The sequence below is a fragment of the Novosphingobium sp. BL-S-34 genome (assembly GCF_056857015.1).
Genome location: NZ_CM166473.1, coordinates 316,162 through 335,753 on the forward strand (window position 1 = coordinate 316,162; position 19,592 = coordinate 335,753).

The window sequence follows — 19,592 nt, forward strand, 5'->3', positions numbered from 1 at the left end:
CATTAAGCTCTTGAGGAGAATGAAAATTCAGAAGGTAATTCAAGTGATCGTCGTCGTGCTGGTCGCGTTTACGGTCATGTTCGGCGGACGCTGGTACATGTATGTTGCCCAGGCCGAGAGCCCCTATGACGAAGTGGGCATCGCTCTCAACGGCTATATGCCGGGCCCGCTGCAGACCTGGGGCTGCCACAAGCTGAAGGCCCGTTTCGAAAGCCAATTGCCGCCCTATGGCTGCGGCGGTGCGGACGGTCGCACCTGGATCTGACGCAGGCCGGGCAGGGCGACGATCCGCGTCGACCTGCCCGCCGGGGCGCCCCGCCTGGATGGAAAGCGGGGCCTCGATGGAAAACCGACCGACCGACCGGCTTCCGCTCGGATCGGCCCCACGGCGGAATTTGAAATGATACAGACTCGATTTGCGGCAACGCTGATGATCGCCGGACTTGCGGGCCTTCCGGCGCAGGCAGACGCGGCGCGTTCCCCGCTGCTCGCGCAGCCCGAGCAGGCACAAGTGCAGGCGCTCGAAAAGGCGCTGGCCTCGGCGCCTCCGGCCTTGAAGGCGGACGTGGCCGCAGCGCTGCCCACCTTGCGCCCCTACATCGCCACCCTCATGTGCGTGCAGGACGACAGGGCCACGCAAGGACTGGTCGAGAAATTCGTCGGATCGCGCGGGACCGCCATGTTCAACGGCTGGGCCGGCGCGATGTCCCCGGCCAAGCGCATGCGCCACCACGACATGTCGGGGTGCGTCACGGTCACCCGCATCCAGAACTGGAAGCGCGTCGCCGCCAACGAGTTCAGGTTCGACATCCTGTTCACGGCGGAAGACAGCGGCGAGAGCTATCTCTGGAACAATGTGGTGCACAAGGAACCCGACGGAACCTGGCTGATCGCCTGATCTTCCGGCAGGTCGGCGGGGCCGGACAGTACGTCCACGGGGGCGCTATCGCTCTTCGCGCCGACCGGCCCCGCGCCCGAGGGGGAGAGCGGGGAGGATGACGATGGCGGCGATCATCGGCACTGCCAGGGCGATGCAATAGGCCGCGCGGCTCCAGCCGGCGGCCATCAGCATGCCGGCCAGATAGGGCCCGGCCACCGCGCCGATCCGCCCGCCCCCCAGGCCGATCCCCGTCCCCGTGGCCCGCATCTCGGGCGGGAACACTTGCGGCAGGATGGTGTAGAGGCAGGTGATCGCGGTGTTGAGGAAGAAGCCGGTGATGAAGGCCGCCGCGATCAGGGCGACGGCGCGCGGCGGCGCCAGTCCATAGGCGGTGAGAGCCAGCCCCATGCCCACGAATACCGCTGCGGACAAGTTGCGAAGGCCGAAGCGGTTCGCCAGCAATCCGAACAGAAGGCAGCCGATGGCGCCCGCGACGTTCATCATCATGGAGGCGTAGATACCGATACTGTCGCTGAAGCCCAGTTCCGAGAGTATCTTCGGCGTCCAACTGATCGCGAAGTAGACCGTTGCCATCACGCACATGTTGAGCAGCATGACCAGGACAGTGGCGGCGAGCATCGGGCCGCGGAAAAGATCGGCAAAGCCGGGGCGGTTCTCGGCCGTCCGGGCCGCGAGCGGCGGCAGCCTGTCTAGCGGCGCGCGGCCGAGTTTGCGCTGGACCCGGTTGATCTTGTCGAGCGCGCCTGCCGGGCGGCGCGCCGAAAGGAACTGGATGGACTCGGGCAGCAGCCAGAGCACCAGGGGGACGAGCAGGGCAGCCGCCGCCGCGCCGAGCAGGTAGATCGATCTCCACCCGAAAGCCCCGATCAGCGGCACGCCGGCCAGCGCGCCGACAGTCGCGCCGACGGGATATCCCAGCGCCATGCAGGAGATCGCAAGGCTGCGCCGGCGCGGAGACGCATATTCCGCCACGACCGTGTTGATGCTCGCCAGGATGCCGCCGATGCCGAGGCCGGTCAGCACGCGGGTCGCTGCCAGTTGGCCGAGATCGCCGGCAAAGGCCGAGGCGAACATGCCGGCGGCGAGCAGGGCCAGGCAGAACAGGATCGCCGGCCGCCGCCCCAGCTTGTCCCCGAGCGGAGAGATGGTGAACGCGCCGATGCCCATTCCCGCCAGCCCGGCGCTGAACAGCCCTCCCACCTGGGTCGGTGCCAGGCCCCATTCGCGCGATATGGCCGGCGCGGTGAAGGCCACTGCCAGCACGTCGAAGCCGTCGAGCGCATTGATCAATACGCAGACGCCGATAGCGGCGATCTGGAAGACGGACATCGTCTCCCGATCGTCGGTCCCGATGGTGGGCGGCCCTGCCGCCGTGACACTTGCCATGGTCATCCTCTCCAGTCAGCATCCGCTGAAGCGGTGCTTTGGGGGGGATGCTAGGCATGCTGCCTGCGAACGCCCGTATCGCATTCATGCTGGGAGCTATGCCGCTCCTGTTATAGCGGCGCGGTGGCTAGAGGGAACGCCGAAGCGTTTCGCCCATGGCCATGCTACTTTCCTGCGTGGTCGCGTGTTCGCGAAACAGCATTTCGGCGCGCAGGGCGTCGCCCGCGCGCAGCGCATTGACGATCGCGTGATGCTGGCGCTGGGCATAGCGCATGAGGTCCATGATCTCGGCGTCGTCCAGTTCTTCGAAAGCGATGACCGCCGGCGATGTGAAGGGCACGACGTTGCAGCGGGCGATGAGGTCCCGCAGCAGGGGATCGTCGGCGCCTTCCACGACAGCGGTGTGAAAGCGCTCATTGAGTTCGCCATAACGCTCTTCCAGCACTTCCGACAATGTCCCGGCCTGCAGCAGTTCGTCCACTTCGGCGATCAGCGGGGCCAGCGCATCGGCAATCGCCTTGCCTCGCCCGGCCAGCACGATGCTGCGCGCGGCATAGCCCTCCAGCATGGCGCGGAGATGCAGGGCCTGGAGGCTTTCGGCGCGCGTGAACGAACGAACCGCATAGCCGCGCACCCCCGCCTGGACCAGCAGGCCTTCCAGCGCCAGCGCCGGAAGCGCCTGGCGTATCGGCGTGCGGGACATCGCAAGCCGCTCCGCCAGTTCGACCTCGCGCAGCCGCTCGCCCGGCTTCAATGTGCCGCGCAGGATCATTTCGCGCAGCCGGGTCAGCGCCGAAGACTTGGCACGAAGGGTGGTGGCGTCGTCCTGAAGAGAGCTGGTCATGGCGGCGAACCTACACACCTGCTGCGGACCCGCCAAGTTCCGTGGATCCAATTATGGGATCCAAACGCGCCATAAATCGACAATTATCGAAAGGTATTGACGTATTTTGGATCCAAAGTGATTATCCAGGCATCGAATCGCGGCTGAGATCGCAATCGGTTCCACAGGAACGGGCTAACAAGGAGAGGCCGGTGCACGGGCAATTGATCGACATGGTGGTGGCAGGCGTGCGCCAGCTCACGCCGCGCATCCGGGAGTACGTCCTGGCTTCGGCAGACGGTTCTCCGCTGCCTCGCGGCGCGCCGGGTGCGCATGTGGAACTGCACACGCATTCCGATCTCAGCGGGCCGATCGTGCGGCACTATTCGCTTGTCGGCGGGCAGGGGCTCGCGGACGATCGGGCCGATCATTACCGGATCGCCGTCCAGCGCGAGGATCGCCAGCGTGGGTCGGCGCATATCCACGATACTTTCGCCCCGGGAACGCGGCTCAAGGTCTCGCGGCCCAAGAACAACTTCCCGCTCGACTTGCGCGACCGCCGTAGCCTCCTGATCGCCGGCGGCATTGGCATCACGCCCATCTACGCGATGCTGCGAAGCGTGGTGCGGCGAGGGCGGCCCTTCGCATTCGTCTATGCCGGCCGCACGCAGGACCAGCTTGCCTATGCCGCCGAAGCGATGGAACTGGCAGGTGCGGCGGGCAGGCTGCACGTCAGCGGTGATCCTGCGACCGACCACCTCGATATGGCCGCACTGCTCGCCGCCCAGAGCGACGACACCACGGTCTACGTCTGCGGTCCCCTGCAGATGATCGAGGCCGTCCACGCTGCCGCGCGGATGCTGGGCTGGCCCGATGCGCGCGTGCGTTCGGAGCGGTTCACCGCCGGTCCCGCTCCCGACGATGCGCCTTTCGCCGTCGAACTGCGGCGCACCGGCCGCACTGTCGAGGTCGGCCGCGATACCAGCATTCTCGACGCCCTGACCGCCTCCGGCATCGATGTCCTCTCGGATTGCCGCCGCGGGGAGTGCGGATTGTGCCCGCTCTCCATCCTGGAAGGGGGAGAGCGGATCAGCCACCGCGACAGCTATCTTTCCGACGAGGAACGCGCCGCAGGGAACACGCTGTGCATCTGCGTGTCGCGCCTGCCCGGCGGCACCCTCGTACTCGACGCCTGACCGGAGACCCGACATGAACCAGATGACCGCCATCCCCGCCGCCGCCTCTCCGCTGGAAATGGGCCGCTTTGCCGACCAGAACACGCCGCTCGTGTGCAATTGCTGGTACGTCGCCGGCTTCGCGGACGAGATCAGCCGCGACATCATCAGCCGCCGGCTGCTGGGTGTGGACGTCGCGCTTTACCGGACACTGGCGGGAGAGCCGGTGGCGGTGCGCAACCGCTGCCCGCACCGCTCGTTCCCGCTCGCCAAGGGGCGGCTGGAGGGGGATGTGCTCGTCTGCGGCTATCACGGCATGCAGTTCGATCCTTCGGGGCGCTGCCTGGCCATGCCCTCGATGCCGATCGTGCCGACCAATGCCAATGTCGCCGCTTTCCCCACCGCGGAGCGCGGCCCGCTGGTGTGGATCTGGATGGGCGACCCCGACCATGCGGACGAGGCGCTGATCCCGGATACGTCCTGGCTGGCAAGTCCCGAATGGAAGAGCGTGCGCGGGGCCTACCACATCAAGTCGGACTATGTGGCGATGCACGAGAACCTGCTCGACCAGACGCATTTTCCGTTTCTTCACCCCGGCACGGTGGGCACGCCGGAGTTCGCGCGGTCCAAGCTGGACGTGCGGCTGGAGGGCGATGTCGTCGTCATCTACCGCGCGCTCAGGGACGCGCCGCCGCCGGGTATCTACGGCGTGCCGATGGGGCTGATGGACAAGCGCGTCGATCGCTTCTCGGAAGCGCGGTACGTCTCCCCGGCGCTGCACACCGCCTATGCCAGCGTCACGGACAACGCGGACGCTTCGGGCGCGCCGAAGAAGTACCGCTTCAACATCACTCATCTCATCACGCCGGAGACGCAGACTTCGCTCCACTACTGGTGGTTCAATTCGCGCGACCGGAAGCTGGAGGACGAGCAGGCGGACGAGTTCCTGCGCACGGCATCCGAGAAGGCGTACCTCGAAGACGTGGATGCGCTGGAATGGATTGCGCAGACCGTCGCGCAGGATGCCGAACCGCAGTTCGACCTGAATTTCGCCCCCGACAAGCCCGGCCTGCTGATGCGCCGTTCGATCTTCGAACGGGCCGAGGCCGAGCAGGCCCGCGGGCTCTGAGGAGACAGACATGGCCAGAATAATCGGCGGTATCGGCACGTCGCACGTACCCACCATCGGCGTCGCCTACGACAAGGGGCGTCAGGAGGACCCGGTCTGGGCCCCGCTGTTCGAGGGCTATAAGCCCGTTGCGAAATGGCTGGCCGAGAAGCAGCCCGACGTCCTGCTGTTCTTCTACAATGACCACGCGACCACGCTGTTCTTCGACCTCTACCCGACGTTTGCACTGGGCGTGGGCGAGCGCTTCCCGATTGCTGACGAAGGCGCGGGCCTTCGGGGCCTTCCGGATATCCGGGGGGACGTGGACTTCCAGGCGCATATCGGCGAGGCGCTGGTGAACGAGGAATTCGACCTGGCGTTCTTCCAGAACAAGCCGATCGACCATGGCATAGCTTCACCCCTGCCGCTGCTCTGGCCGCATGAGCCGGACTGGCCCGGCACCGTCGTGCCCATCGCCATCAACGTCCTGCAATATCCCTTGCCCACGGCCCGGCGCTGCTACCGGCTGGGGCAGGCGGTGCGCCGCGCGGTGGAAAGTTACCCTGAGGATCTGAAGGTCGTCGTCGTCGGCACAGGGGGCCTTTCGCACCAGATCCACGGCGAGCGCACGGGCTTCAACAATACCGAATGGGATCTCGATTTCCTTGAAACCTTGCGTGACGATCCCGAGCGGCTGACTCAGCTTACCCATGCGGACTACGTGCGACTGGGCGGCGCGGAAAGCGTCGAGCAGATCATGTGGCTGGCGATGCGCGGCGCGCTGGGCGCTTCGCTGGAGGAGATGCACCGCAACTACTACCTCATGACCACCACGGCGATGACCGTCGTCACTTACGAGGAACGCGAGACTGCGGCGGCGGCGCAGCAACGCGAGCAGGAGGTCGCCTGATGTTCACGCAGAACCCGCAGACCCAGGGAATGCCCGAGGGCACTTACGTCTTCGACTTGCGCACCTGCAATCGCCGCCTCGCGTTCAATCGTTTCTTCTGGAACATGATCCGGCCCGAGGCGCGCCAGGCCTTCTGGGACGACGAGGAAGCGGCGATGCGCGCGGCGGGTCTCGACGAGGAGGAGATGGCGCTGGTGCGCGCGCGCGACTGGCTGGGCATCGTCCAGGCCGGCGTCAACTTCTTCGTGCTCGAGAAGTGGGCCCGCGTCGTCAGGAAAACCAATCTGGAAGTCTACGCGATCATGCGCGGCGAGAGCTTCGAGGAATTCATGCAGACCCGCGCCGTGCCGCACGCACGGTGAAGCGGGGCTTGGGAGAAAAACCATGACAACACAGACATTTCCGATGAACGCCTGGTATGTCGCCGCGTGGGACGCGGAAGTTGGGCGCAGCCTGCTGTCGCGCACGATCTGCAACCGCAAGATGGTGCTCTATCGGCGGCAGGACGGCACGCCGGTGGCGCTGGAGGATGCCTGCTGGCACCGCCTGGTTCCGCTCTCGATCGGCACGCTCCAGGGTGACGATGTCCGCTGCGGCTATCATGGGCTGGTGTTCGGCCCCAACGGGCGCTGCACGCACATGCCCTCGCAGGAGACGATCAACCCCTCGGCCTGCGTGCGCGCATTCCCGGTGGCGCAGCGCCACCGCTTCGTCTGGGTCTGGCCGGGCGATGCCGCGCTGGCCGACCCGGCGCTCATCCCCGACCTGCCGTGGCCGGACCACCCGGATTGGGCGGGCGACGGCAGCATGACCGAGGTGAAGGCCGACTACCGCCTGGTGATCGACAATCTCATGGACCTGACTCACGAGACGTTCGTCCATTCCTCCAGCATCGGCAACGAGGCGCTCGCCGAGGCGCCGTTCGATGCCTACCACGGCGAACGCACCGCGCGCGTCGAGCGCTGGGTGCTGGACGAGGAGGCGCCGCCGTTCTGGGCGGGGCAGCTCGGCAAGCCCGGCAAGACCGATCGCTGGCAGGTCATCAACTTCCTGGCGCCTTCGGTGATCTATCTGGAAGTGGGCGTCGCACCCGCCGGAACCGGCGCGCCGGAGGGGGACCGCTCGCAAGGCGTGGACATGCGGGTGCTGCATCTGCCCACACCCTCGACCGACAAGACCTGCTACTATTTCTGGGCCCATCTCCGGAACTACAACATAGGCGATCAGGGCCATACGCGCCGCGTCCTCAATGCAGGCGGCGGCATCATGCTGGAAGACGAGACGGTGATCGAAGCGCAGCAGCGCGCCATCGACGAGCATCCGGATCACGTCTTCTACAACCTCAACATCGATGCCGGTTCGATGTGGGCGCGCCGCGTGATTGATCGCATGATAGCAGCGGAAAATGGGCCGGTCCTGGCGGAGGCTGCGGAATGAGCGGCGAGATTCCGGCCGGCTGGCAATCGGGCCGCGTGACCTCCATCCGCGATGTCACGCCGACCATTCGAGAATTCGGCATCGTCCTCGATCGCGCCGCCGCATGCCCGCCCGGCAGTCACGTCAAGGTGCAAGTCGATGTCGGCGGCAGGATCGACCAGCGGTCCTATTCGGTCGTCGGCCAGGAGGTTTCCACGTTGCGCATCGCCGTGAAGCGCCAGCCGGAGAGCCGGGGCGGCTCGGCCTATATGTGGCGCCTTCGATCGGGCGACGCACTGGCCGTCGCGCCGCCGCGTTGCGATTTTCCGCTCATGCATGGCGCTCCGCATTACCTGCTGGTGGCCGGAGGTGTCGGCATTACGCCCATGGTGGCGATGGCCGCGCAGCTCGCCGCGCGCGGTGCGGACATCCGGATGGTCTACGCGGCCCGCTCCGCCGACGAGTTCGCCTATGGCGAGGAACTGACAGGCTTCCTGGGCGATCGGCTGACCCTCTTCGCATCCGACCGAGGGGAGCAGATCGACATCGCGGACGAGATCCGCCGCATGCCGTTGGACGGTGAACTCTACATGTGCGGTCCGCTGGGATTGATGGAAGCCGTGCGCGGCGCCTGGGAGGAAGCAGGGCGTCCGCGCTCCAAGCTGCGCTACGAGACGTTCGGTTCGAGCGGTAGCCATCCGGCCAAGGCGTTCACCGTGAAGGTCCCGCGACTGGGCGCAGAAGTGCTGGTCCGCGAGAACGAATCCATGCTGGATGCGCTTGAAGCGGCAGGCGTCGAGGTCGTTTTCGAGTGCAGACGCGGAGAATGCGGCCTTTGCGCGGTCGATATCGTCGAGGCGAAAGGCGAGATGGATCACCGCGACGTCTTCTTCTCTTCGCGCCAGCACCGTGAAAACCGCCAGATGTGCGCCTGTGTCTCGCGCGTGGCGGGGGGCAGCGTGACGATCGAACCGGCCTGGCGAGGCGACGATGCCTTTGCTTTCGCCGGACCTGAACTTTCCATGGGAGAACCTGCATGAGCAGCAATCGCGGCGTCGTCTATCTGGAACCCGGCAAAGTGGAGGTCCGGGACATCCCCGACCCCAAGTTCGAGGATCCGCGCGGCCGGAAGATCGATCACGCGGTCATTCTCAAGATCGTGACCACCAACATCTGCGGATCTGATCAGCACATGGTGCGTGGCCGAACCACCGCTCCGGCGGGTCTGGTGCTGGGTCACGAGATCACCGGCGAAGTCATCGAGAAGGGCGCCGATGTCGAGATGCTCGACGTGGGCGATCTGGTCTCGGTGCCGTTCAACGTCGCCTGCGGCCGCTGCCGCACCTGCCGCCACGGCGACACCGGGGTATGCCTCACCGTGAACGACGGGCGTGCGGGCGGGGCCTATGGCTATGTCGACATGGGCGGCTGGATCGGCGGACAGGCGCGCTACGTCATGGTGCCCTATGCCGACTTCGATTTGCTCAAGTTTCCCGACCGCGACCGGGCCATGGCGAAGATCCGCGACCTGACGATGCTGACGGACATCCTGCCCACCGGCTTCCACGGCGCGCTCAACGCGGGTGTGGGCGTCGGTTCGACCGTCTATGTGGCGGGGGCGGGGCCGGTGGGGCTGGCGGCAGCGGCTTCCGCCCGCCTGCTGGGTGCGGCCGTGGTGATGATCGGCGATTTCAACCCGGATCGCCTGGCCCATGCCCGGAAGGTCGGTTTCGAGCCGATCGATCTCTCCAGCCACGATCGGCTGGGCGACCTGGTGGAGCAGGTGGTCGGCGTGCCCGAAGTGGACAGCGCCATCGACGCGGTCGGCTTCGAGGCGGTCGGCCACGGCGGCAAGGAGCAGCCCGCCATCGTGCTCAACCAGATGATGGAAGTGACCCGCGCGGCGGGCTCCATCGGTATTCCGGGGCTTTACGTCACCGAAGACCCCGGCGCGCACGAGGCGCAGGCGAAGACCGGCAATCTCAGCCTGCGATTGGGGCTGGGCTGGGCGAAGTCGCACAGCTTCCACACCGGTCAGACTCCCGTGCTCAAATATAACCGGCAATTGATGATGGCCCTGCTGCACGACCGTCTGCCCATCGCCGACATCGTCAACGCGCAAGTGATCTCGCTGGAGGATGCCCCCAAGGGCTACGAGACTTTCGACAAGGGCGCCGCCGCCAAGTTCGTCATCGACCCCAATGGCATGGTGGCATCCTGACTTGGCGCACTATCTCGAACAAAGGTTGAAGATCCGCCATCTGCGGGTGATCGACGCGCTGGAGCAGCACAAGAGCCTGCTCCGCGCGTCGCGTGCGTTGCGGGTCAGCCAGCCAGCCCTGTCGCGCACCTTGCAGGAGGTAGAGGAAATCATCGGCGCCGAAATATTCGAGCGCCATCCTCGCGGCGTGCGGCCCAATGCCACGGGCGCGGTCCTCACCGCGGGCGCGCGCAAGCTGCTGACCACCATTCGCGAGCTGGAAGGGCAGCTGGACCGGCTTTCCGATGGCCAGCGGCGAACCATCCGCGTCGGCGCGCTCCCGGTGGCCGCGCATGGCCTGTTGCCTGCCGTTCTGGCCAATGCCGGCGAACAGGCCGCCCGCCTGACGATCTCTGTCATCGAGGGCAAGACCGACCAGATGATCCCGGCGCTGCTGTCAGGCGAAATCGACGTCATCGTCGGCCGCCTCTATCCCCCGTCGCAGCCTGACAATCTGGTCCGGCGCGTGCTGTACGACGAGCCGATCTCGCTGGTGGCCCGCAGCGACCATCCGCTTTTCGCGCTTCCCTCCGTCAGCGCCGCGGACGTGCAGCGCTATACGCTGGTGCTGCCGTCGGTCAGCACGCTGATGGAACGCGACGTGCGCGAGATACTGGAACAGCTTCGGCTGGATACCGATGCGGCCGTGCAATCGACATCGGTGGGCTTCATGCGCGAACTGCTGCTTTCGGGCACGTTCGTCAGTGCCGTGCCGCGAGTCCTGGTCGCGGGCGACCTAGCGCGCGACACGATGCGCATCCTGCCGGTGGCAGTGCCGTCAGCCCCGCGCCCGGCCGGCATCATCCACCGCGGACCGCTGGGCGAGGCTGGAAAGCTGCTGCTGGCCGAACTGCAACGCGAAGTTGCCCGGCTGGAGGAAAGCGACATCGTCGAAAACCTGGCGTGATGGACTGTCAGAAGCGGAAATCGGCCCAGAAGCCGAAGTAGTCCGAACTGCGTCCGCCGCCGGACTGCAACGAATCGCTGGCGATGAAGTGTGTGAAATAGGCGTGGAAGCTGAGGTTCTTCGTCGCCAGATAATCGGCCTGGAGGTTCAGCCCGGTTCCCACGAAGCGGCCGCCGTCCGTCGGGCGCAGAAGCGGAAAGTTGGTCGGTCCGGCATAGACCGCGTCGGCGGCCGTGGCGCGCCAGAACAGTTCCGGTCCGCCGACCAGCGAGAGCTTCTTGCTCGGCTTGAGCGTCAGCGTGGGCGTCACGTCGATCAGGTTGGACATGTTGAGCCATCCCGCATCGCTGTAGAGCGGCGTGCGCGGGAAAGGGGGCGCGAAAGTGCCGATCTCGCCGTCGTTCGGATCGTCGTCGCCGCTGAACCAGTTGAACCGGCCGCCGAGGCGCGGCTTCATCGGAAGATCGGCGAAAGTATAGCCCCCCTCCAGCAGCATGCCCCAGGCCTGGATCTTCTGGCCGGCGAAGCTGCCGCTCTGGTAGGTGCCTTCCGCGTCCCAGTCGAAGCCGCGGGCGCGCCCGGAAAGGCGCAGGCCCCAGCTCTGGCGGCTTTCGGTTCCCGTCAGCGTGGTATAGCGGGCATTCTCGCGGTAGAGATCGTACCAGTAGAGGTCGACCGCCAGGTTGGGCGCCAGCAGCCCCGGTGCGCTGGCCACGTAGACGCCGTTGAAGTGCCGTCCATTCTCGGGGCCGTCGTCGAACATGCCGGGTTCGAACGTGACCGGCTTTACCGCGAAGGCATCGACCCGGAACTTTCCTTCCTCGATCAGCGTCCCGCGAATGCCCTGATAGACGTAGCGCACGTTCACCCCGTCCCGCAGGCCGACGAGTTTGCCATTGCCGATCGGCATTTCGAAGCGGCCCGGACGCAGGGTCAGCTTGGTGGTGTCGCCCAGCGGCAGCGTCACGTCGATGAAGGCCTGGTTGATGTCCAACTTGTCGCGGTTGGGCGGCGTGGCGAATGTCTCGAAGAATTCGCGGTTGTCGCCCAGTTCGAGGAAAGCGCGCACATTGCGGCCCAGGTGCAGGTCGGCCACCAGGCGGAGGCGCTGCTGCAGGGCGGAGAGCTTGTCCTTGCCCTTGGCGCCGAGGTTGAGCGCGCTCCAGTACGTATAGTTGTAGCGGGCCTCGCCGCCGATCGAGAGATAGACCTCGGGATCGTCGCCCAGCGGCAGATAGCGCAGCGCTTCCAGCGGAGAAGTGCGCTTGGCGGGATTGGCCAGGCAGGTCCAGTCCTCGGTCCAGCGCAGGCTCTGCGGGGTGCAGGGCGTTGCCGTCCGCCCGCCCGGTACCGGCTCCGGGATAGGCGGCGAGGCGGGCGGCGGGACCGGCGGCGGGGCGCCGATCTCCACAGGGGGAAGGGGGCGCACGGCGCGTTCCTGCGCGGCGGCAGCAGTCACGATCACCGGCACGGGGACAGGCGTGAGGACAGGCGGGGCACCCGGCGCAGAGGGGACTGCAGAGGCGGGCGCGGCGGAAGATGCATCGCGGTTCGGCGCCTCGCCGCCGGCCTGCTGCGCCAAGGCGGGCTGGGCCAGCGCCAGCAGGGCGCAGGCAGCCGTCATCTCTGGGAAAAGCCCAAGGGCCATTCGGGAATCCTCGTCTATCGGAAAAGGGTATGTCGGTGCAGGAACATGCCCGGCGCTTTCCCCGTCACGATGCAGGGGAGGGCGGGCACGAAGGGCCTGGCTAACGCAGTGCGGCTGTCATGGTGCATCCTCTTCCGCCTGCTGTGCAGGTCGCTTCTATCTTGGCGGCTCCGATGGAACCGATGGGCAGAGGTTACGCATCGATCCGGCCATAGGGCGTATGCTTTCCGCCGAGGCCGCTATCACCAATTGCGATAGCGGCGACATGCCGGAAGCGCATAACGTGGCGCGGCAATTGAATAGGACCGGATCGTCCCGCAGTGCTCTACCCGGTGGGACAACCCGGCAACCAGCGAGCGCTTGTGCGACAGACGATCATCCTGCTTCCCGGCCTGTTGTGCGATGCCTGCGTGTGGGAACATCAGGTGGAGCACCTTGGCCGATCCTACGAGGTTCAAGTGCCCGACTTGCGGCATTTCGACAGTATCGCGGCCATGGCGCGCCATGTGCTGGAGCAGGCGCCCGCGCGCTTCTCGCTGGCCGGCCATTCGATGGGCGCGCGGGTCGCGCTGGAAACGGTGCGGATGGCGCCGGACAGGGTCGAGCGACTGGCGCTGCTGGACACCGGCATTCATCCCGTCCGCCCGGGCGAGGCCGAGCGGCGTCAGGCGCTGATCGAGCTTGGCGAGCGCGAAGGCATGGAGGCCCTGGCAAACGTCTGGCTCCCGCCCATGGTGCGCAAGGGCCGCCTCGATGCCGATCCGGAACTGAACGCGCGTCTTCATGCGATGGTCCACCGGATGGGCGCGGCGGTCCATCGCGGCCATATCGCCGCGCTGCTGGGACGGCCCGATGCCGTGGCCGCCCTTGCCGCAGTGCGCTGCCCGGTGCTGATCGGCGTCGGCAGCGAGGATGCGTGGAGCCCGCCCGCCCAGCATGAGGAGATCCTCGCGGCGCTGCCGGGCTCGCTCTACGCGGTGTTCGACGGCAGCGGCCACATGGCGCCGATGGAAGCGCCCGAAGCCGTGACCGCGGCGCTGGAACGATGGATGGCATTGCCCCTGAACAAGGAAGCAGGAACCGCATGACACGCGAGGATCAAGATATTTCGAACGCTTCGGAGATACCCGGCGCTGCCGGGAGCCTGGCGATCGAGCAGGCCGTCGTGCGCCAGATCCATCGCTTTGCCCAAGCGAACGATGCGCACGATCACGATGCCTTGGCTGCCATGTTCACGCAGGACGGCACGTTCGCTCGGCCGACGGCACCCGGCGCCCCGGTCTGCGGACGCGAGGCCATACGCGCTTTCTTTCGCGACCGCCCGGCGCGGCGTACCCGCCACATCATGGCCAACACCGTCGTCGACGTGCTCGGCGCGTCGCGCGCCCGTGCGCGCAGCTATGTCGTGCTCTATAGCGGCGAGCGCGGCGAGACCGTTCTGGTGGGTGACTTCGATGACGAACTGCACCTGGAGCCGGACGGCGTCTGGCGCTTTGTCAGCAGACGCGGATCGCTGGCATTTGCGGAGTGACGGCGCCCCGGCCCAGGTCTTGACGGTTCGGAGCGGCACCGTCCGAGCGCCCTGGCCCGGACGGTGCGCCCTGCGGATCAGAACTTCTTGCTGACGCCGAACTGGACGATGCGGCCGATGCTGAAGCCCGTCCCTTGGGTAGTGTCGAAACCGAGGCTCGCGGCCGAGCGGAACTCGGAAGGCGAGACATCGAACAGGTTCTGGACATTCAGCGTGAACGACAGGTCGCTGGCCCAGGCGGACTTCGCTTTGACGTCGTACTTGAAGAACAGGTTGATCGTGTCGAAGGCCGAAACCTTGGTCTGACCGAATTCGACAAGGCCGCGCTTGTAACCGGACGTGTGGTTCCAGATCACTTGCGCGCGCAGCCCGCCAACTCTGGTTCCCAGAGTGCCCTGGATGCGGAACACCGGGGTGTTGAAGGCGAGATCGTCGGACAGCGGCAGCGAGGGCAGGGCACGCGATTCCTGCGAAAGACGGTAGTTGCCGTTCACGCTCGCATCGAACGAGGCAAACCTGGTGTCGAGCACGTAGTTCGCGGAAAAGTCGATCCCGTCCAGCGTGGCGGTGCCCAGGTTGCGCGAACGCGTGTCGAGCGCCACCAGCACCGGTGAACTGGTGCCGCCCGAGGTAATGAGCGCCTGGCCCGTGGAGGTCGGGTTGGCCACGGTGAAGTTGAAATTGGCCGGATCGAACTGCGTGAGATAGGCCGCCAGTTCCTGGCCGCTGGGCCGCACCGAATAGAGCTGCGGGAAATTGGCGTAGTAGTCGCTGAGGTCGGCGCCGGTGACGGGCCTTCCGATCGTTCCCTTCAGGTCGATGTTGTAATAGCTGACATTCAGCGTCAGCCCCGACAGGAACGGCGGTTCGATCTGGGCACCGATCGACCAGTTGGTGGCCTTCTGCGGCTGAAGGCCCGGGGCGGTGCCCGAAACGAACAGCCCGATTTCGCCCGGAGCCGCGGTCACGCCGGGGGGCGTGCGCAGGAATGCAGCCGGCACCGTCGCCACGGCGGAGGCCAGGACGCCGAGCTGGTCGACCGGGGAAGGCGCCGTGAACGACTTGCCCCAGTTGCCGCGGATCGCGATCCATTCGACCGGGCGCAGGGTGGCGGCGAGCTTCGGATTGAAGGTGTCGCCGAAGTCGCTGTACTTGTCGTAGCGGCCGGATGCGGAAAGGGTCAGCTCGTTGATGAAGGACATCGCGTTTTCATCGCCGACGATCGGGATCGACAGTTCTCCGAATACCGAATCCACCTTCTGGATATACGTGGCCGGGTTCTGGAGCGCATAAGTGGATGCATTCGTGGTGCGGCGGGTGAAATTGTCCTGCATGTGCTCGTAGCCCGCGGCCGCGCGCAGCATGCCGCCCGGCAGTGCGAAGAGTGGTCCATTGACGATGGCCCGGTAGTCGTAGAACTCGTTCCGTCCGCTGCCGCTGGCATAGCGCAGCAATCCGGATGCCACGCCGGGCGCGGTGGCGCCGACGTCGTAGGGATTGAGAGTGCGCGCCGCGAGCGCGGCAGACTGGGCGGCCGCGCTGATCTGGGCGTTGTTGAAGGACGTCGTGGCGATGCCGTAGCTGAACAGACCGCTGAATTCCCAGTCCGAGCCAAGCTCCACCGAGACGGAAGGGGCAATGCGCCAGGTTTCCAGATCGGTCTGCTGGGTGGCGGACCGGGTTCCGAAGAGCGGGCTGTAATCGAACCTGACCACTTGCGGCAGCCCGGCATTGGCGTCTGCGGTCGGGCGGTAGAACGGCGAGGCGGCCGTCAGCGTGGCCTGCCCTGCCGCACCCGTGCCCAGGGCGCCGGTGCCCAGGGTTCCGTTGACCTGGCTGATCGCGCGATTGGCGTAGAGCGCGGTCATGTCGAATTTCACGCCGCCGGAAAGCCTCTGGTTGAGCCGGGCGAACACGGTATGCAGTGTCGAAGTCGGATAGATGGCGACCGGATCCGAGAAATCGCAGACATTGGGCCCGCCCGCGACGAGGCCCGAACCGGAAGGCACATAGGCGGTGGTGCCGATGGTCGCGTTGGGCGCGGCGCAGTTGCGGCCGGTGGGGATGTCGGTGTTCCAGTCGACCTGCTTCACCCAGTCCCGATCCACGCCGTAGACGCTGTCGTGATGGGAGTAGCCGTAGGCGACGTAGAAACCGCCCGAGCCCCAGTCCTTGCCCGCCAGCGCGCTGGCTTCGATCGACTGGTAGTCCTCGCCGATGCCGTAGCGGGCATCGGCCTGGATGCCGTCGAACCGGTCGCGCGTGACGAAGTTGATGACGCCGCCGATCGCGTCCGAGCCATATACCGCCGAGCCGCCATCGGTCATGGCCTCGACGCGCGCGATCACGCCGGGCGCGATGATGTCGGGATCCACCGCGACCTGCTGGATGCCCGCACCGACGACACGCTGGCCGTCGAACAGGACCAGCGTCTGGGCGCCGCCGCTGGTGTTGGCGCCGGGCAGGTTGCGCAAGTTGGGACGGTTGATCGGGTTCGACCCGTTGGAGCCGGGCTGCTGCGATATGCCGGCGGGCAAGGCATTGAAGAAGTTGCCGACTTGCGGAATGGTGCTGAGCACCTGGCTGGTCGAGGCCGCGCCGGTGGCCGCGATCTGGTCGGTATCGACATTGATGACGTTGTTGCCGGCCGGAGCGATGCCGCGAATGAGCGTGCCGATCACGACGATCGGTTCGCTGGTCACCTGGTCTGCCAGCGGTTGCTCGGGCGCCGGAGCTGGCGCCTGAGCTGGCACCTGGGTCTCGGTCTGGGCCATCGCTGCGGCGGGTAGCAGCGCGATGGTTGCCGCTCCCAGTGCCAGCCGGGTCGCCGAACGCGTGTAGATGTTTGCCATTTCCTGTTTCCTCCCCTGGAAAAATGTTTGGAATCCGTCTTCAAATCCGTCTCGTCAGCTTTGATCTGATCGAGACGATTCAGAGTGGCAGTTGCACCTCGTTGACCGAAGTCACCACGACCTTCCCGTCCTGATTGGTCATGCGGACCTCGATGCGCACGACGGGGAAACCCCACTCGGAATTCTCGATCTTCTCGATCACCTCACCCTCGATCCAGGTTACGTCGCCTTCGAAGGCGGGGCCCCGGAACTCGCTCTTGGCGTGGCGGACCATGCCGTCGTGGCCGGCCCAGAAGGCCAGATAATCGGTGTTCCAGGCGGCCATCGTGGCGCCGTAGCCATAGGCACGGTGCATGCCGATCTCGCTGGCGCGGCCGTCGTCGATATGGCCGCGCGAGGGGCCCAGGTAGAGGCCGTCGCGCAGGCGCGGGTCGACAAGGGCGCCTTCCTCGTCGAACGAGAAGCCCTCGATCCAGCCCATGTCCTGATTGACCCAGCAATCGGGCACGCCTTCGATGCCCTGCCAGTAGAAACTGCCCCAGATGTTGAACACGAAGGCGCGGTATTCGGTGGTGAAGCTGGCGATCGAGTGAGGGCCGATGACGCGGCGCGGAAGCTTGTCGCCCACCGCGACCGCCTCGAACCGGGGGGAGACGCCGTCGCGGTTGGACAGGAACCAATCGCGCCGCGCCTGGTCGATCCCGGCAAGTTCGGCCTGGGTCCACTTGTGCGGGGTGCCGGCGGTGGAGGCGTACATTCCCCGCTTTTCCGCTTCCTTGGCAAGATAGCGGATGACCGTGGGGCAGGACTTGGCAATGAGATCGCCGCGCTGGTTGCGGTGGATCGTGTCGCCGCGCTGGAACAGGGTGGGGCCGGCGAAGCGGGTGTCGGTCAGCTTGTAACCCGTGAAGATGCGCTCGTGGGAAATCCGGTCTCCGGGGCGCACGTTGGTGCCGTACCACCACCATTCCTCGCCGCCGAAGATCATGTGCTGGCCTTCGATGCGTCCGACGCAGGCCTGATTGTTGCCATGGCCGTAGTCGAGCGCCACCAGCATCGATTGCGGCGCAATGAGATCGCCGAACTTGCTCTGCTGGGCGAAGCGCTGGTCCCAGTGCAGCGGGTTGACGTAGTCCATCGCCATGACCCAGCGGCGGATATCCGTCTTGTTGCAGGGCTCCCAAAGCTCGCCGCCGCCGACCTGATGGCCCAGCCGCCATTCGACGTCGCTGATGTCCATGATCGCGTCTTCTGCCGTTTCAGCCAAAGGTGCATCCTCCGTTCGTTATGCAAAGGAGAGATGCTGCACCGGCCCGGATCAGACTTGTCGTATCCGGACAATCATGGCCCGGCCGGATTTACAGTCTGGCCAGAGCGCTTTCCCGCAAGGCGCGCGCCCGCAAGTCGCGGGGGCTGGAACCCAGCATCTGCTGCGAGAAATGGGACAGGGCGGATTGTTCGGCAAAGCCCAGCCGGCGTGAAATGACCTGCAATTCGACGTCTGTTCGCCCGATGTAATAGGCCAGGTAATCGCAGCGGACCTGGTCCTTGATCCGCTGGAAACTCGTCCCTTCATCGTGGAGGCGCCGGTTCATCGTGCGGGGGTGGAGAGCCAGCAACCGCGCGACGCGTTCGCTGGTGCATTCGTTGGTGCTGAGCCACTGCATGACGATTCCGCGCACCCGCGCGCTCACCGAGGGACGGACATCCCGGAAGGTCGAGCGCAAGTGGGCGATGGCTTCGGTGCGGGCGTGGGCATCCGCGTCATGGATGGGGAAGGCCATGTCGGCGGCGCGGAAGGCTATGCCGTCCTCGGTGCGGCAGAAACGCACCTCGCAGCCGAAATAGCGGCGGTAGCTGCGCAGCGTTGCCAGGGTGCCGTGCCGGAAATGCACTTCCCTGGCCCGCGCCCGGCCGCCGGTGAGCACCATGGCGCCGAGGTGGCCCAGCAACATGAGTTGCTCCACGGCCTGACAGCGGCCCAGCAAAGTGCCGACCAGCACGTCGTGCCCCAGGAAGACATGGGCGCCGGAAGCCGTCGCGGCTTTCCAGACCCGCGCAGCAAGCGAGTGGGCATTGTTGTGCACCACCGCCAGCGTCGTGGCTTCGCCGAAAGTGCGGGCATGGGCCATGAGCGTCCCGAGCCGGCCGTAGACGCCGCGGCCGCCCTGCCGCAGGGCGAGCCGCATGCCGAAATCGGCTGCGCCCAGTTCCCGCGCGGCGCGGTCCACCAGGGCCATCCACTGCTCGTAAGAGGCGGCGCCTTCCCGTTCGCAGTCGGCTTCGTCGAGCCCGGATCCGGCCAGCATGACCTGCGGCTGGCCGCCCAGTTCGCGGACGAGTTCGGGAAAGTGGCGCAGCAGGCGCGCGCCCAGCAGATGGCCGCCGGCTTCGCTGTTCGAAGCCCTGCCGCCCTGAGGAGCCGGGTGCCTTGCTTCCATTTCCATCCGTAAACCTCGAACGATGGGGGACACGCCTTTCAGGCATGCTTTCTCCGCGCGTTTCGATCAAGCGTTCGCGCGCCTCCACCGCGTTTCATCGCCCGGCCGAAGTCGGAACGCGCGCCGGACGGATTGTCCCGATCCAGCAAGTCGGGCCGAAGAATGCCCGGCAAGGCTCTGGCGGTCCGGCCGGAGTCGGCTGCGGGGGTGCCAGATCCGATCACGGGGTCAGGC

18 protein-coding genes are annotated in these 19,592 nt (G+C 66.3%); 12 read left to right on the forward strand and 6 right to left on the reverse strand.

From position 1 onward, the window contains the following. Positions 1 to 19: 19 nt before the first annotated feature. A complete protein-coding gene (locus AC1VV3_RS15550) occupies positions 20 to 265 on the forward strand; it encodes a hypothetical protein (protein ID WP_482962770.1) in 246 nt (81 codons plus the stop codon). A gap of 165 nt (positions 266 to 430) precedes the next feature. After that, positions 431 to 898 carry a hypothetical protein gene (locus AC1VV3_RS15555; RefSeq protein ID WP_132267001.1) on the forward strand — a complete coding sequence of 156 codons (468 nt, stop codon included), beginning with the start codon at positions 431 to 433 and terminating at the stop codon, positions 896 to 898. Positions 899 to 943: 45 nt separating this feature from the next. Here AC1VV3_RS15555 and AC1VV3_RS15560 read toward each other — a convergent pair whose 3' ends face one another. After that, positions 944 to 2,287: an MFS transporter gene (locus tag AC1VV3_RS15560; protein ID WP_482962771.1), complete on the reverse strand. Its 1,344-nt coding sequence runs from the start codon at positions 2,285 to 2,287 to the stop codon at positions 944 to 946. A 127-nt stretch (positions 2,288 to 2,414) separates the two neighbouring features. Then, positions 2,415 to 3,131, reverse strand: a complete 717-nt coding sequence (locus tag AC1VV3_RS15565) for a GntR family transcriptional regulator (RefSeq protein ID WP_482962772.1) — start codon at positions 3,129 to 3,131, stop codon at positions 2,415 to 2,417. Positions 3,132 to 3,322: 191 nt separating this feature from the next. Here AC1VV3_RS15565 and AC1VV3_RS15570 point away from each other — a divergent pair, with 191 nt between their 5' ends. Genes AC1VV3_RS15570 through AC1VV3_RS15605 form a run of 8 tightly spaced genes read left to right on the forward strand, consistent with a single transcriptional unit; the run spans position 3,323 to position 10,886 of the window. Further along, entirely contained in the window at positions 3,323 to 4,306 is a 984-nt protein-coding gene (locus tag AC1VV3_RS15570; protein WP_482962773.1) for a PDR/VanB family oxidoreductase, read from the forward strand. Between the two features lie 13 nt (positions 4,307 to 4,319). Further along, entirely contained in the window at positions 4,320 to 5,414 is a 1,095-nt protein-coding gene (locus AC1VV3_RS15575) for a Rieske 2Fe-2S domain-containing protein (RefSeq protein ID WP_482962774.1), read from the forward strand. 10 nt (positions 5,415 to 5,424) lie between these two features. Next, on the forward strand, positions 5,425 to 6,303 hold the full coding sequence (locus AC1VV3_RS15580) for a gallate dioxygenase (RefSeq protein ID WP_314466796.1): 879 nt from the start codon (positions 5,425 to 5,427) through the stop codon (positions 6,301 to 6,303). Then, on the forward strand, positions 6,303 to 6,665 hold the full coding sequence (locus AC1VV3_RS15585; RefSeq protein ID WP_482962775.1) for a hypothetical protein: 363 nt from the start codon (positions 6,303 to 6,305) through the stop codon (positions 6,663 to 6,665). The genes AC1VV3_RS15580 and AC1VV3_RS15585 overlap by 1 nt, the downstream gene beginning before the upstream one ends. Before the next feature lie 22 nt (positions 6,666 to 6,687). Then, a complete protein-coding gene (locus AC1VV3_RS15590) occupies positions 6,688 to 7,740 on the forward strand; it encodes an aromatic ring-hydroxylating dioxygenase subunit alpha (RefSeq protein ID WP_482962776.1) in 1,053 nt (350 codons plus the stop codon). Next, positions 7,737 to 8,759 carry a PDR/VanB family oxidoreductase gene (locus tag AC1VV3_RS15595; RefSeq protein ID WP_482962777.1) on the forward strand — a complete coding sequence of 341 codons (1,023 nt, stop codon included), beginning with the start codon at positions 7,737 to 7,739 and terminating at the stop codon, positions 8,757 to 8,759. Before AC1VV3_RS15590 ends, AC1VV3_RS15595 begins: the two co-directional genes overlap by 4 nt. Beyond that, positions 8,756 to 9,940, forward strand: coding sequence for a formaldehyde dehydrogenase, glutathione-independent (fdhA, locus tag AC1VV3_RS15600; protein WP_482962778.1), 1,185 nt, complete (start codon positions 8,756 to 8,758; stop codon positions 9,938 to 9,940). Before AC1VV3_RS15595 ends, fdhA begins: the two co-directional genes overlap by 4 nt. Before the next feature lie 25 nt (positions 9,941 to 9,965). Next, on the forward strand, positions 9,966 to 10,886 hold the full coding sequence (locus AC1VV3_RS15605) for a LysR substrate-binding domain-containing protein (RefSeq protein WP_482962779.1): 921 nt from the start codon (positions 9,966 to 9,968) through the stop codon (positions 10,884 to 10,886). Positions 10,887 to 10,893: 7 nt separating this feature from the next. Here the strand turns inward: AC1VV3_RS15605 and AC1VV3_RS15610 are convergent, their stop codons facing one another. Further along, positions 10,894 to 12,534 carry an alginate export family protein gene (locus AC1VV3_RS15610; RefSeq protein ID WP_482962780.1) on the reverse strand — a complete coding sequence of 547 codons (1,641 nt, stop codon included), beginning with the start codon at positions 12,532 to 12,534 and terminating at the stop codon, positions 10,894 to 10,896. 362 nt (positions 12,535 to 12,896) lie between these two features. On the opposite strand from AC1VV3_RS15610, the gene AC1VV3_RS15615 reads away from it, so the two are divergent. Continuing rightward, a complete protein-coding gene (locus AC1VV3_RS15615) occupies positions 12,897 to 13,622 on the forward strand; it encodes an alpha/beta fold hydrolase (protein ID WP_482962781.1) in 726 nt (241 codons plus the stop codon). Further along, positions 13,619 to 14,065 (forward strand): nuclear transport factor 2 family protein, encoded by a 447-nt coding sequence (locus AC1VV3_RS15620; RefSeq protein ID WP_482962782.1) that lies wholly within the window; start codon positions 13,619 to 13,621, stop codon positions 14,063 to 14,065. The genes AC1VV3_RS15615 and AC1VV3_RS15620 overlap by 4 nt, the downstream gene beginning before the upstream one ends. Before the next feature lie 77 nt (positions 14,066 to 14,142). Here AC1VV3_RS15620 and AC1VV3_RS15625 read toward each other — a convergent pair whose 3' ends face one another. The 3 genes from AC1VV3_RS15625 to AC1VV3_RS15635 all read right to left on the reverse strand — a co-directional run bounded on the left by AC1VV3_RS15625 (position 14,143) and on the right by AC1VV3_RS15635 (position 19,358). Beyond that, the gene (locus AC1VV3_RS15625) at positions 14,143 to 16,917 is read right to left on the reverse strand and encodes a TonB-dependent receptor domain-containing protein (RefSeq protein WP_314466803.1); all 2,775 of its coding nucleotides are present in this window, start codon (positions 16,915 to 16,917) and stop codon (positions 14,143 to 14,145) included. A gap of 79 nt (positions 16,918 to 16,996) precedes the next feature. Next, the gene (locus AC1VV3_RS15630; protein ID WP_243654273.1) at positions 16,997 to 18,184 is read right to left on the reverse strand and encodes a MaoC family dehydratase; all 1,188 of its coding nucleotides are present in this window, start codon (positions 18,182 to 18,184) and stop codon (positions 16,997 to 16,999) included. Between the two features lie 91 nt (positions 18,185 to 18,275). Continuing rightward, positions 18,276 to 19,358 (reverse strand): AraC family transcriptional regulator ligand-binding domain-containing protein, encoded by a 1,083-nt coding sequence (locus AC1VV3_RS15635; RefSeq protein WP_482962783.1) that lies wholly within the window; start codon positions 19,356 to 19,358, stop codon positions 18,276 to 18,278. Positions 19,359 to 19,592: the final 234 nt, after the last annotated feature.